Source organism: Qipengyuania sp. JC766, from assembly GCF_040717445.1.
Classification (GTDB): domain Bacteria; phylum Pseudomonadota; class Alphaproteobacteria; order Sphingomonadales; family Sphingomonadaceae; genus JC766.
In genome coordinates this window covers 128,561-141,003 of the sequence record NZ_JBFEFL010000001.1, presented here as the reverse complement: position 1 = coordinate 141,003, position 12,443 = coordinate 128,561, and the positions used below count along the sequence as shown (strand labels likewise).

Annotated in this window: 11 protein-coding genes; 7 read left to right on the top strand and 4 right to left on the bottom strand. The window is 68.1% G+C overall.

What is annotated here, in order from left to right; all coding sequences use genetic code 11:
- Positions 1 to 42 precede the first annotated feature (42 nt).
- Both AB1K63_RS00665 and AB1K63_RS00660 read left to right on the top strand, forming a co-directional pair.
- Positions 43 to 1,554: a peptidase S10 gene (locus tag AB1K63_RS00665; protein ID WP_366957961.1), complete on the top strand. Its 1,512-nt coding sequence runs from the start codon at positions 43 to 45 to the stop codon at positions 1,552 to 1,554.
- Entirely contained in the window at positions 1,551 to 2,075 is a 525-nt protein-coding gene (locus AB1K63_RS00660) for a hypothetical protein (RefSeq protein ID WP_366957960.1), read from the top strand. The genes AB1K63_RS00665 and AB1K63_RS00660 overlap by 4 nt, the downstream gene beginning before the upstream one ends.
- On the opposite strand, the gene AB1K63_RS00655 is transcribed toward AB1K63_RS00660, so the two are convergent.
- Entirely contained in the window at positions 2,017 to 4,134 is a 2,118-nt protein-coding gene (locus AB1K63_RS00655) for a thioredoxin family protein (protein ID WP_366957959.1), read from the bottom strand. The two genes, AB1K63_RS00660 and AB1K63_RS00655, sit on opposite strands and share 59 nt — an antisense overlap.
- A 60-nt stretch (positions 4,135 to 4,194) precedes the next feature.
- Here AB1K63_RS00655 and AB1K63_RS00650 point away from each other — a divergent pair, with 60 nt between their 5' ends.
- Complete coding sequence (locus tag AB1K63_RS00650) at positions 4,195 to 5,415, top strand: FAD-dependent monooxygenase (protein WP_366957958.1); 1,221 nt, start codon at positions 4,195 to 4,197, stop codon at positions 5,413 to 5,415.
- Here AB1K63_RS00650 and AB1K63_RS00645 read toward each other — a convergent pair.
- From AB1K63_RS00645 to hemC, 3 genes are all read right to left on the bottom strand, one after another.
- Entirely contained in the window at positions 5,406 to 6,371 is a 966-nt protein-coding gene (locus AB1K63_RS00645; protein ID WP_366957957.1) for a hypothetical protein, read from the bottom strand. The genes AB1K63_RS00650 and AB1K63_RS00645 overlap by 10 nt on opposite strands.
- Entirely contained in the window at positions 6,368 to 6,982 is a 615-nt protein-coding gene (locus AB1K63_RS00640; protein ID WP_366957956.1) for a uroporphyrinogen-III synthase, read from the bottom strand. Before AB1K63_RS00640 ends, AB1K63_RS00645 begins: the two co-directional genes overlap by 4 nt.
- 68 nt (positions 6,983 to 7,050) lie before the next feature.
- A complete protein-coding gene (hemC, locus tag AB1K63_RS00635) occupies positions 7,051 to 7,983 on the bottom strand; it encodes a hydroxymethylbilane synthase (RefSeq protein WP_366957954.1) in 933 nt (310 codons plus the stop codon).
- A gap of 42 nt (positions 7,984 to 8,025) precedes the next feature.
- Between hemC and tsaD the strand changes: the two genes are divergently transcribed.
- From tsaD to AB1K63_RS00615, 4 genes are all read left to right on the top strand, one after another.
- Positions 8,026 to 9,066, top strand: a complete 1,041-nt coding sequence (gene tsaD, locus AB1K63_RS00630) for a tRNA (adenosine(37)-N6)-threonylcarbamoyltransferase complex transferase subunit TsaD (RefSeq protein ID WP_366957953.1) — start codon at positions 8,026 to 8,028, stop codon at positions 9,064 to 9,066.
- A complete protein-coding gene (locus tag AB1K63_RS00625) occupies positions 9,063 to 10,055 on the top strand; it encodes an NAD(P)H-dependent glycerol-3-phosphate dehydrogenase (protein ID WP_366957952.1) in 993 nt (330 codons plus the stop codon). The genes tsaD and AB1K63_RS00625 overlap by 4 nt, the downstream gene beginning before the upstream one ends.
- Before the next feature lie 10 nt (positions 10,056 to 10,065).
- Positions 10,066 to 11,565: a lipopolysaccharide biosynthesis protein gene (locus AB1K63_RS00620; RefSeq protein ID WP_366957951.1), complete on the top strand. Its 1,500-nt coding sequence runs from the start codon at positions 10,066 to 10,068 to the stop codon at positions 11,563 to 11,565.
- Positions 11,566 to 11,638: 73 nt separating this feature from the next.
- Positions 11,639 to 12,373 (top strand): OmpA family protein, encoded by a 735-nt coding sequence (locus AB1K63_RS00615; RefSeq protein WP_366957950.1) that lies wholly within the window; start codon positions 11,639 to 11,641, stop codon positions 12,371 to 12,373.
- Positions 12,374 to 12,443 lie beyond the last annotated feature (70 nt).

Here is a 12,443-nt window from a genome sequence, read left to right as displayed (position 1 = left end):
CTCGCTTCGCATAGCGCGGGCTGGAATTCGCCGGGAGACATCGTGAAGCATTTCAACTTACTGGCTTGCACCGCCACGGCGCTCGTCCTTTCGCTGCCTGCCGCGCCGGCCCTCGCCCAGAACGCGGACCCGTCCACGGACGCACGCTCGACCATCGAACCGCAGGTCAGGACGCGCGACCTTTCCGGAACTTTCGGCGGCCAGCGGATGAATTACCGCGCGACCATCGGCGAGACGATTCTGACGTCTGACGACGGCAAGCCGGAAGCGGTAATCGTCACGACGTCCTATGTCCGCACGCCGCGCGATACGTCGCGCCCGGTCTTCTTTATCTACAATGGAGGACCCGGATCGGGTTCGGTCTGGCTGCAGATGGGCGCCTTCGGGCCCAAGCGCGTGGACATTCCGTCGGACGCGCGCGACGATGGCGCCCCGCCCTATCCGCTACTCGACAACCCGGACAGCCTGCTCGACGTCGCGGACCTCGTCTTCATCGACCCGCCCGGCACCGGCTTCAGCTACCTCACCGAAGGGACCGATCCGAAGAAATATTATGGCCTGCGGCAGGATGCGCGCGCCGTTGCGGAAGTCATCCGCCGCTGGATCAACGACAATGGCCGCTGGTCCAGCCCCAAATATCTCGGCGGAGAAAGCTATGGCACCACCCGCACTGCCATGGTCGCCGACGAACTGGAAGGCGCCACCTATAACGATGTGGGCCTGAACGGACTGATCCTGATCTCGACGATCCTCGATTTCGCCGCCCGCGAGCCGACGCCGGGCAACGAAATGGCCTATGTCATGATCCTGCCCAACATGGCGACCGCGGCGTACTATCACGGCAAGGTCCAGGCACCGTCGGCCGAGGCGATCGCAGAGGAAGCGCGCCAATTTGCGATCGGGCCGTTCGCGACTGCACTGCTCAAGGGACAGGACCTGCCGCCGGCGGAACGCGCCAGTGTGCGCGCCGAACTGTCGCGGCTGACCGGGCTGTCGGAAGAGTATCTCGACCGGGCGAATTTGCGCGTTACCGACCAGCGTTTCTACAAGGAATTGCTGCGCGACCGGGGTCTCACCATCGGTCGCCTCGATTCCCGCTACACCGGCACGGATTTCGACAATGCGGGCGAGACACCCGATGCTGATCCCAGCTTCTACGGGATCGACGCGGGCTACACCGCGGCCATCAATGAATGGGCCCGCGAAACGCTCGGTTTCGAGACCGACCGCGCCTACAATTCGATCGGGACCGAGCCGGGCGCGAACTGGGACTGGTCGCTTGGCGGAGGATGGGGCCGCAACGCCTATCTCAACGTCGCCCCGCTCATCGGGCGTGCCATGCGCCAGAACTCGCAACTGCGGGTCTTCAACGGCCAGGGTTGGTACGATTTTGCGACACCGTTCTTCGGGGCGGAATATTCGCTGAACCGGTTCGGCATTCCGCAGGACCGGCTGACCTTCGCATATTACGATGCGGGTCACATGATGTATATCCGGGACGAGGACCGCGCGAAGTTGAGCCGCGACCTGCGCGCCTTTATCTCCGATCGATGAGGCGGTTTGCCGCCCTCGCCGCGCTGGGCGGGCTGGCCGCCTGCCAGCCGCCCGCCAGCGACACCTACGCCGAGCGCGGCCGCCCCGCACCCACGCGGTCCGCCCCTTCCGAGCCGCTCGCATCCCCCGACAGCGAGGATGCGTTCTGGGCACGGACGCAGCAGCCGGGTCGTATCGTCTACGGCAATGCGAACGAACGCGCGCTGATGGCGCTGGAATGCGAACAACGGGACAACGCAAATGCCGTCGTACTGATCCGCATCGCCCCGGCCGATGCCGGAGCATCGGCCATCGTGGCGCTGATCGGGAATGGCCACATGGAGCGATTGCCGGTGGAGGCCGTGCCGACCGGGGATGCGCATGTCTGGGCCGGTACGTTCGCAGCCGGGATGCCGGAGCTGGACGTGCTTACCGGCCAGAACGCGATAGAAGCGACCGTCCCGGGAGCCGGGACCGTGCGGATCAATCCGAGCCCGCTGCCCGCCCGCCTGATCGCGGCCTGTCGCCGGCAGCGCGGCTGATCAGCGCATCGGGGGTCAGGACCTGCGGCAACTGTTCGGGCCGCGCGGCCCCGGCTTCGTACCAGGCGTAGAACGGTATCCCTGCCACGCCCTGCTCCCCAAGGTATCGCGTTATTTCCGGATCGCTCCGGGTCCAGTCGCCGCGCAAGACGATCACGTTCGAGGCGGCGAACGCCTCGCGCGTCACCTCGCGTTCGATCGCCACCCGTTCGTTGACCTTGCAGGTGACGCACCAGTCAGCCGTCATCCAGACGAAGACGGGCCGACCGCTGGACCGCGCTTCGTCGAGAGCGGCCGCGCTGAAGGGTTCGGCGTCCAGAATGGAGTCGACGGCAGCCGCAGACTCGGTGCTCGCTAGTCCCGAAACGGCGACCACCCCGACCAGCGTGCCTGCGGCCAGACCGGCGAAAACTGGCCCGGTTCCGCGCGTCCGGCGCTGACGCAGGCCGGCAAAGGCGAGCGCGAGCGCAGCGAGGACCGCGAACGCCAGGGCAGCGGCCCCGAATGCCGGACCGCCGACCTGCCAGCCCAGCCATGCGAGCGCGAGCGCCGTCAGTCCCATGGGTACGGCGAGAATGCGCCGGAACCCGTTCATCCACGGTCCCGGTTTGGGAAGGCGATTGCGTACCGCCGGGACGAAGCCGACGAGGAGGAACGGCAGCGCCAGCCCGAAGCCGAGCGCGGCAAACAGCGCCAGCGCCTGTCCAGCGGGGAGCAGCAACGCCGCGCCCAGCGCCGCCGCCATGAAGGGTCCGGTGCACGGCGTGGCCGCCACCGCGGCCAGCAGGCCGGTCATGAAAGCGCCCAGCGGCTCGCCGCTTCTGATGAGCGAGACGGACGGAAGTTCGAACAGTCCGGCCAGGTTGGCCGTGATCGCCGTGGCAAGCAGCAGCAGCGATGCGACGACCCACGGCTCCTGCAACTGGAATGCCCAGCCTACCTGTTCCCCGGCAGCGCGCAGGGTCAGCATGAGCCCGCCGAGCGCCATGCAGGCAAGGACGACCCCCGCGCTATAGGCCAGCCCTTCGCGCCGCGCTTCGGCAGCGCCGGTTCCGCTGCGCGCCAGGCTCAGCGCCTTGAGGCTGAGGATCGGGAATACGCACGGCATGACGTTGAGCAGCAACCCGCCCGCGATCGCGGCGAGGATAAGGAAAATGAAGCCGGGAGAGTTCTGTGATTGCAGGGGCGATCCCGACCAGACCACATCGCGCGGAACGGCCGAAAAACGCACTCCCGTTCCATCACCGAAGGCAAGGATCCCATCGACCGTTTCCGGGCCTTCGGTTTCGCCGCCCGTACCGAGATCCTGCAGGGGCAGTTCGACCCGCAGGACATCGCCATCGCGCAGGAAAGCCTGCTCCGCCGCATAGCGCGGACGCAGGCCGTCACCGAGGTCGCCTGTCGCGAGGAACAGGTGCGGATCACCGAGGCGCAGGCCGGACGGCAGCGGTATTGCGAGGCGGAGGCGTTGGCCGGCAATGGAATACCCGGCCTCGCTATCGAGGGCCGGAGCGATGGCGGCACGCCATTGCGCGAAGCGAGGATCGCCTTTCGCCTGTCCCGATCCGAGCCGCAGCGCCGCATCCTGCGGCACGCAGATTTCGTCGGTACAGGCGAGGTATTGTGCCACCACCCCCACGCCGGGGCTTTCCCCCGGCACCGCATCAGCCGGCACGCTGATGGGCACGAGGACCGTGTATTCGCCTTCGTAGATGTGGTTCATCAGGCCTGCGATCAGCAGCCGCTGCGGCACCGGATAGAGGGGCTCCTGCGCTTCCCAGCCATCGGGAAGGTTCCAGTCGAGCGCCAGCCCCTTCCCCGCATCGCCGGGATTGGACCAGTAACCGTGCCATTCCCCGGATCGCGGCGTGAAATGCAGCGCCAGCATCCAGTCCTGACCGGGAATTGGCGAGCCGTCCGCATACAGCTCGACATCGATGTTCTCCGAGCCGAAGCGCGCCTGCTGTGGCTGAGCCGTCTGCGCGCCGGCGTGGCCCACCGCCAATGCGAACATGGCCAGCAGGATGAAGAAGCGCGCCATTATGCTTGCACCGGTCACGTCCGGCCCTCTACTGCGTGGCCAGTTTCCGCGCAACGAGGCTGACAGGACAGGGCTTGCATGAACGACAGACGCGATCTCCTGATACTGGGCGGCGGTCTGGTGGGCATGACACTGGCCCTCGCCGCCGCGAAGAAGGGCATTTCCTCCCACGTCGTGGACCGCGCGGATCCGGCGGCCCTGACCGCCGAAGGCTTCGATGGACGTGCGTCAGCCATTTCGACGGCCAGCTGGAACCTCTTCACCAATATCGGCCTCGCGCCAGCACTCGAACCGCACGGATGCCCGATCGCGTCCATCGCGGTCACAGACCAGATGAAGCCGGGACGGATCGATTTCCAGCCCGATTCCGCCGACGACACGCTCGGCCGGATGTTCGCCAATCGCACCTTGCGCCTCGCCCTATTCGACGCGGCGCGTGAACAGCCGCTGATCGCATGGCATTCGCAGGCCGAAATCGTCGAGCGCCACCGCGGGGAGCATGGCGTATCGGTCGTCCTGGCGGATGGAAACGCGCTCGAGGCGAGCCTGATGGTCGCGGCGGAAGGCCGGGGCTCGCCGACGCGCGAGAGCGCCGGGCTGGCCATCGCGAAATGGGATTACCGGCACCGCGCGATCATTGCAGGGCTGGCGCACGAAAAACCGCACGGAAACGTCGCTTGGGAAATCTTCTATCCCGCCGGCCCCTTCGCGCTCCTGCCCCTGCTCGACGACGAGGACGGATTCCATCGCAGCGCGCTGGTCTGGACGGTCGACGAAGACGATGCCGCCGGGACGCTGAAGCTGTCCGACCGCGCCTTCCTTGCCGAGGCGGCGAAGCGGATGGAGGGGATGTTCGGTGAACTGACTTCGGTCGGACCGCGCGCTTCCTTCCCGCTCGGCTTCCATCACACCGCACGCATCACCGCCGACCGGTTGGCGCTGGTGGGAGATGCGGCGCACGGAATCCATCCGATTGCGGGCCAGGGCCTCAATCTGGGCCTGCGGGACGTTGGCGCACTGGTCGAAGTGATCGCGGACGGCATGCGGCTCGGGCTCGAACCCGGCGACGCGCAAATGCTCAAGCGTTACGAGGACTGGCGCGGTCTCGACGCCTTTTCGGTGGCGCTGGCGACCGACGGCCTCACCCGGCTCTTCGGCCTGCCGGGCCGCGCCGCATCGGCCGTGCGCCGGTTCGGCATGGCAGGCGTTGAGCGGTTGCCCGCTCTGAAGGACTGGTTCATGGACGAGGCCCGCGGCGTCAGCGGGGAGCGACCCTCGCTCCTTAAGTCCTATTCCTGAGAGGTGTCGAGGTCCAGCTGCTCCAATGGGCTGGGCTGTTCGATGGGCTGGCCGGTGCGATCGCGCAGGCGCCGCGGTTCGAGTACGGCGGTCGTTTCCAAGAGGTCTAGCGCTCGCATGGTCGCGGCGTAACGCCGTGCATCGGCAATCCAGTTTTCCGCGACCTGCGCGCCCGGCAATTGTTCGACCTCGCTGATCGCCGGCCCCACGCGGCGCGTTTCCAGGAACAGCCGCGCCCGCTCCAGCCGCCGTTCGGGCTGCGGCGACGGGGCGCTCTGGCGTCGGATCACGAATAGTTCGCCGAACTCGCGCTGCAGCCGCTCGAAGGTCGGCTCGTTGCTGGCGTTGCGCAGTTCCGGGGCCAGCCCGTCGAGCCGCGCGATCAGCTGGTCGATCGTGACGGGGCGCCGCGAATTGGCGATGATCGTTTCGACCGCCTGCGGGTTCGCGTCGCCGAAGCGCAATTGCAGCTGCTCCGCCAGGAAACCGAGGCGCGCGCCCCTCTCCAGCGCGCGGCGGGCAGCGAACGCGATCAGCAGGCCCTCCGCCCGCGCGGCATTGCCCGATGCGGCCTGCGTCTGCAGGTCCAGCCGGGAAAGGCGCTGCTCTGCCGCGGCGAGCCGCTGTTCGATACCGCCCTGCTGTTCCTCCACACGTTCGACCGCTTCGGCGGGCTCTTCCTCGGGGTCGGCGGCGGTCCGCGTCGGCGATGGCAGCGTGGGGACCAGTGCGGCCCCCGGGTTTTCGGGACCGACGCGGTCCGGCACTGTTTCCGCTTCGCGCGAGAGGAACGTGCCGTCCTGCCATGCGAAATAGCCGATGACGAGGCCGCCCAGCAGGAACGCGCTGAGGGCGATGCCGAGATAGACCTGCATGCTGCCGCCCGAGGCTTCCCGGCGCGCAGCGCGTTCGCGCAGGCGCTGTTCCAGCTTCGCGCTGTCGACGGTTTCGCTCATGGGCCCAGCTCCTGCCACATGTCTCCGACCAAGGCCAGCAGCGCCGGATCGTCGGGCGTTTCGGGCCATGCGAGCTTCCGCCAGCCCGACCCGGCAGCCTCCGCAATGCGGGGCCCGAGCGCAGCGATCGCGATGCCTTGACGCGCGATACCGCGGCGGTCGCACTCGGCCGCGAAATGGCGCGCGGCTGCCGCGGAGTGGAGGAGGACGATCGCACCCGACCGGAGGTCCTGCATCAGTGCTTTCGGGAAAGGCCGCGCCTCCACCCGGTACACCACCCGTTCCTCGATCCGCACGTCTTCCGGCGGGGTCAGGGCGACCCGGTCTTCTCCGCAGAGCCGTAGCAGGCGGGCGGGCCCTTCGACCTGCGACAGGACGGTTTGCAAGCCACCGGTACCGACCCGCGCCACTACGAAGCCGGCGTCTCGTGCGCAGTCCGCAGTGGTCGCTCCCACGGCTAGCACCGGCAGCTCCCGAAGGCGGTGCAAGGCATCACCCCCTTTGCGAAAGACGTTGGCGCTGCCGATCAGCAGTCCGTCGAATGCTCCGGGATCGGGCGCCTCCCACGGCACCGGAACCACATCGAACAGCGGAGCGCCGTTTATTGGCAAGCCAAGTTCTCGTCCCAAGGATAGGGTGTTCTCGAGCCCCGGATCCGGCCTGATGGCAAGGATCATCGTCACGCAGGTTCGAACAGTCGGCGGATCGCGTCCGACGCCTGCCCCAGAAGCGTTTCGGCGAGCGCGCGTGCATCGTCCGGCGATCGCGCAGGGACCCGCAGCCGGTCCTGCACCCGGTCGATCCCGTCCCCGCTGAAAAGCGCGGCGGTCAGCACGATATCGCTTCCGTCGTGGCAAGAATACGCGGCGATCGGGCTGTGGCAGGTTCCGCCTAGGCCGTAGAGCAGCGCCCGCTCCGCCATCACCGCCGCGCGGCTGGGCGAGTCGTCGATGGCCGACAGCAGCGTCCGCACCCGCGCATCGTCCTCGCGGCATTCCAGCCCGATCGCACCTTGCGCCGGGGCGGGCAGCCAGTCTGCGGGATCGAGCAGGGTGCCGATGCCGGTCTCGCCCAGCCGTTCGAGCCCGGCGGCGGCGAGAAACGTTACGTCCGCCTCGTTCGCCGCAAGCCGCGCCAGGCGCGTCGCCACGTTTCCGCGAAAGGTCACGATGGTGCAGTCCGGCCGGTGGTGCAGGAACTGCGCCGCGCGGCGCGGGGCGCTGGTGCCGACGCGCGCGCCTTCGGGCACGTCGTCCACCGATTCCGCGCCGATCAGGACATCGCGGACGTCCGCGCGCGGAAGGATTGCGGCAATCGCGAGGAAATCCGGCCTGACCGTTTCCACATCCTTCATCGAATGGACCGCCGCATCGATCCGCCCTTCGGCGAGCCAGGCGTCCAGTTCCTTGGTCCAGAGCGCCTTGCCGCCGATATCGGCCAGCGGGCGGTCGGTAATCTTGTCCCCGGTCGCGCGCACCTTGACCAGTTCGACGCGGTCCTGCGTCCAGCCATGGGCGGCGCACAGGCGGCTGCGCGCTTCCTCTGCCTGGGCCATGGCAAGGGGCGACTGGCGCGTGCCCAGTCGCAGGACGGGTTGGTCGGTTTCGGCCATCGCGGCTTGCCCTAATATGTCAGCGGTCTAAGGAAAAGCGCGATGGGATGGGTTCTGGGCATAGAAAGCAGCTGCGACGAAACGGCCGCCGCAATCGTGCGCGACGACCGAACCATCGTGGCGCAGCGGATCGCGTCGCAGGATGCGGAACACGCGCCCTATGGCGGCGTGGTTCCGGAAATCGCCGCCCGCGCCCATGCCGAAAGGCTCGCCCCGATGATCGGCGGGGTAATGGAGGATGCCGGCCTCGAACTCACCGATCTCGATGCGATCGCGGCGACTGCCGGCCCGGGCCTTATTGGCGGCGTAATGGTCGGCCTCGTCAGTGCCAAGGCGCTGGCCATGGCGAGCGACGTGCCCCTGATCGCGGTCAATCATCTGGAAGGCCACGCGCTCAGCCCGCGCCTTGCCGATGCGCAGCTCCAATTTCCCTATGCCCTGCTGCTGGTTTCGGGCGGGCATTGCCAGATCCTGCGGGTCGACGGCGTCGGGCAATATCGCAGGCTTGCGACCACGATCGACGATGCGCTGGGCGAAGCTTTCGACAAGACCGCCAAGATCCTCGGTCTCGGCTATCCGGGCGGCCCGGCGGTGGAGAAGCTCGCGCTGGAAGGCGATCCGGATGCCGTGCCCCTGCCGCGTCCGCTGGTGGGCAGTGCGGAACCGCATTTCTCCTTTGCCGGTCTCAAGAGCGCGGTCCTGCGCGCCCATGAAAGCGGCGCGTATCGCGATGCCGATATCGCGGCCAGCTTTCAGCAGGCGGCGAATGCCTGCCTGATCGACCGTCTCGCACGCGCGCTGGACAGGATGGAGGCGGTGCCCGCGCTGGTGGTGGCAGGCGGGGTCGCTGCCAACCGCACCGTGCGCGCATCGCTCGAATCGCTGGCTGCGGAGCGCGGCATGCGGTTCGTCGCGCCGCCCATGACGCTGTGCACGGACAATGCGGCGATGATCGCCTGGGCCGGCATCGAAAGGCTGCAGCAACCCGGTTTCGCAGCGGACCCGCTCGAGATTTCGGCCCGGCCGCGCTGGCCGCTCGACCCGGAAGCCGAAGCGGTCCGCGGCGCGGGATACAAGGCATGAGCGCCGTCGGCGTCATCGGGGCCGGTGCCTGGGGCACCGCGCTTGCCCAGATGCTGGCGAGCGACGGGCGCGATGTGCTGCTGTGGGCGCGCGAGGCGGAGCTGGTCGACACTCTCAATCGCGACCGGCGCAATGAAATCTACCTGCCGTCCGCCGAACTCGCACCCAGCATCCGCGCGACGGACGATCTCGCCGATCTGGCGCAATGCCCTACCCTGCTTGCCGTCACGCCCGCGCAGCACCTGTCTTCCGTCCTGCGCGGGCTTTCGAAGGACCCGCGCGACCTCGTCCTGTGCAGCAAGGGAATCGAGGCGGAAACGGGCCTGCTGATGAACGATGTCGCGGCGCAGGCCTGCCCAGAGAGCGCGATCGCCATCCTGTCGGGCCCCACATTCGCGCACGAGGTCGCGGCGGGGCTTCCCACGGCCGTGACGCTCGCCTGCAGCGGCGGCAACGCGCAATGGGATCGGATTTCGGGCACCATCGCCCGCCAGCATTTCCGCCCCTATTATTCCGACGATGTCGTGGGTGCGGAGATTGGCGGGGCGGTCAAGAACGTGCTCGCCATCGCCTGCGGCGTGGTCGACGGGCTGAAGCTGGGCCAGAATGCCCGCGCCGCCCTGATCGCGCGCGGCTATGCCGAAATGCAGCGGTTCGGGGATGCGCTGGGCGCGCGGACAGAGACGCTGGCGGGCCTGTGCGGGCTGGGCGATCTCGTCCTGACCTGCACGTCCACGTCCAGCCGCAATTTCTCGCTCGGCAAGGCGCTCGGCGAAGGCCAGTCCGCCGACGCGCTCATGGCCGACCGCCGGACGGTTGCGGAAGGCGCCTTCACCGCGCCGGTCCTGAAACGTCTCGCCCGCGAACGCGGGATCGAGATGCCGATCGTGGAATCGGTCAACCTCCTGCTCGACGGCGCGCGTGCCAACGCCGTCGTGGGCGAGTTGCTGACCCGCCCGCTCCGCTCCGAATCCGAGAGGCCGCAGTGAGCCGTCCCGCGTGAGCGACACGACGCCGAGCGGCGATATCGCCGCGCTTGCGAAGGGCGGCCGGACCAACACGTTCGGCTTCCTGCTCCGGCTCGCGGCGCGCATCCCCTTCCTGTTCATCGGGTATCGCCTCTACGGCGTCGAAGAGATGGGCCGCTTCGCCTTCGCGCTCATCCTGCTGGAAATCGTCTCGCTCGTCTGCGCGCTGGGCGAAAAGCGCGGACTGGCGCAGCGCATCAGCGAGGGCACGGAGCGCGAGACCAACATCGTCTTCGACGGGATGCTCGTCTCGCTGGTCGTGTCGGTTGCGGCCGCCTTGGCGCTGCTCGCGGTGCCCGATCTCATGTTCCCCAACGGAACCAACAGCCCGCTCGACTGGTGGATGCTGGTCACGATACCCGCCTTCGCGCTGACCGAGATCCTGCTGGCGGCGCAGGCCTATCGCTTCGACATCGCGACCACGGTGCGCGCGCGTGCCATCGTCGAACCCTGGACCATCTCGATCGCGGCCGGGGCGTTCTTCTTCATCCCGGCCACCCGCGATGCAGGCCTCGCCCTTGCCTTCATCCTGTCGATCTATGCCGGCCTGGTCACCGCGGCTTGGCCCTTCCTGAAGACCTACGGCCTGCCGCAGGGCTGGCGGCCGCGGCCGATGGCTTTGTTGCGCCTGACAGGCCGCACGCTGCCGCTGGTAGGGGCCGACGTGATCGAACGCGGGACCCGCTTGCTCGACATCTTCATCCTCGGCCTTTTCACCTCCGAAACGACGGTCGGCATCTATTATTTCGCGCAGCAGCTCGCGAGCCTGCCTCAGAAGCTGAAGACCAGTTTCGAACCGATACTCGGCCCCGTCATCACAAAGAACCTGAAGACCGGCAACATGTCGGCCATCGCGGCGCAGGTGCGGCAGGTGGGCTTCTGGATCATCGCCGTGCAGCTCGGCATCGCGCTCATCATCGGCGTTCCGGGCGAAGCGGTAATGGGCCTTGGCGGGCCGGAGATCGTCGGCGGGACGGGCGCGCTCGCGTTCCTGCTGGCAGCGGAGGTGGCCGCATCCATGGCGGTCGTTTCGGAGGGCGTCTTGGTCTATGTGGCACGCAAGCGGAACCTGGCAATTTCCATCGGGATTATCGCGCTCCAGGCCGGCCTCACGATCGCGCTCATCATGGGAGCGCAGTCCATGGGACTGGGCGAAGGATACCAGGCGGGCGGCGCGGCCTTCGCCCTGTTCGCGGCGCTTTCGGTATCCAGCCTGGTGAAGGCCCTGGTGCTGAAATCCATCCTGAAGGCACCGGTCAGCAACTGGCGCTGGGCGCTGGTCTATGCCGCCGCCCCGGCCGTCCTCGTGGGCTACGGCGCGACGTTTCTGCCGGAATGGGCGGAACTGCTGCTGGGCGTGCCCGCGATCCTCGCGACCTATGGCTACGTGGTCTGGACCCGCGGCTTCGGGGAGGAAGACCGGGTGCTGTTCCGCCGCAACGTCGCCGATCCGAACGCCCCGCCCGCCTGACCGGACGCAAAGCGCACCCAAGCCTTTATCGCGCCCCTTTATCGCAGGCGCACCCGTGGCTAAGGGTCCGGTCATGGCCGTCCGCCCCCCTCTCGTCGTTGCTGCCGGTGCGGCGCTCAGCGTCGCTTGCGGCCTGATCGCGTCGGCCCACACGTCGCGCCCGTTTGCCGAGCGACTGGCGAGCGAGGCGCAGGCCGCCCTTGGCGACAGCGGAGTCACGGCGAATTTCGCTCTTGGCGACGGACAGTGGCCGACCCGCCATCCCCAGCTGACCGCGCCAGCCGACATGAACGAGGCGCAGCGGGCCCGATTTGCGCGCGCGGTCCATGCGATCGCAGGCGTTGGCGGGATCGACTGGTCGGACGGCACGGCGCGCGCGGTGGTGGGCGAGACCCCGATCACCCCGCTCCACTGCCAGGAAGACGTCGAGGCGCTGCTCGACGCGCGCACCATCCGCTTCGAGGAATCGAGCGTGGAGATCAGTTCCGCCAGCGACCAGCTGATCGAGGAAGTCGCCTCCGCCCTTCGTCCATGCCTCGGCGCGGAAATCGCGATCGAGGGGCATACCGACAATTCGGGACCGGCCGAGGAAAACACGGCCCTGTCCTACCAGCGCGCCGCCGCCGTGCGCGAGGCACTGGTCGCCAAGGGCATCCCGCGCGATGCGTTGCGTGCGCGAGGCCTAGGGTCGAGCGAGCCCGTCGAAGGCCTCGCCCCGACGGACCCCGCCAACCGGCGGATCGAGTTTTCCGTGATCGCGGTCCAGCCGCTGATCCCCACCCCGGTCGATACGCCGGGTCCGCGCTGAGACGAGGATAGAGATGCCGATCTGGTTCGAACTCGTCGTCGTCATGCTGGTCGCCTACGCGATTGGCTAC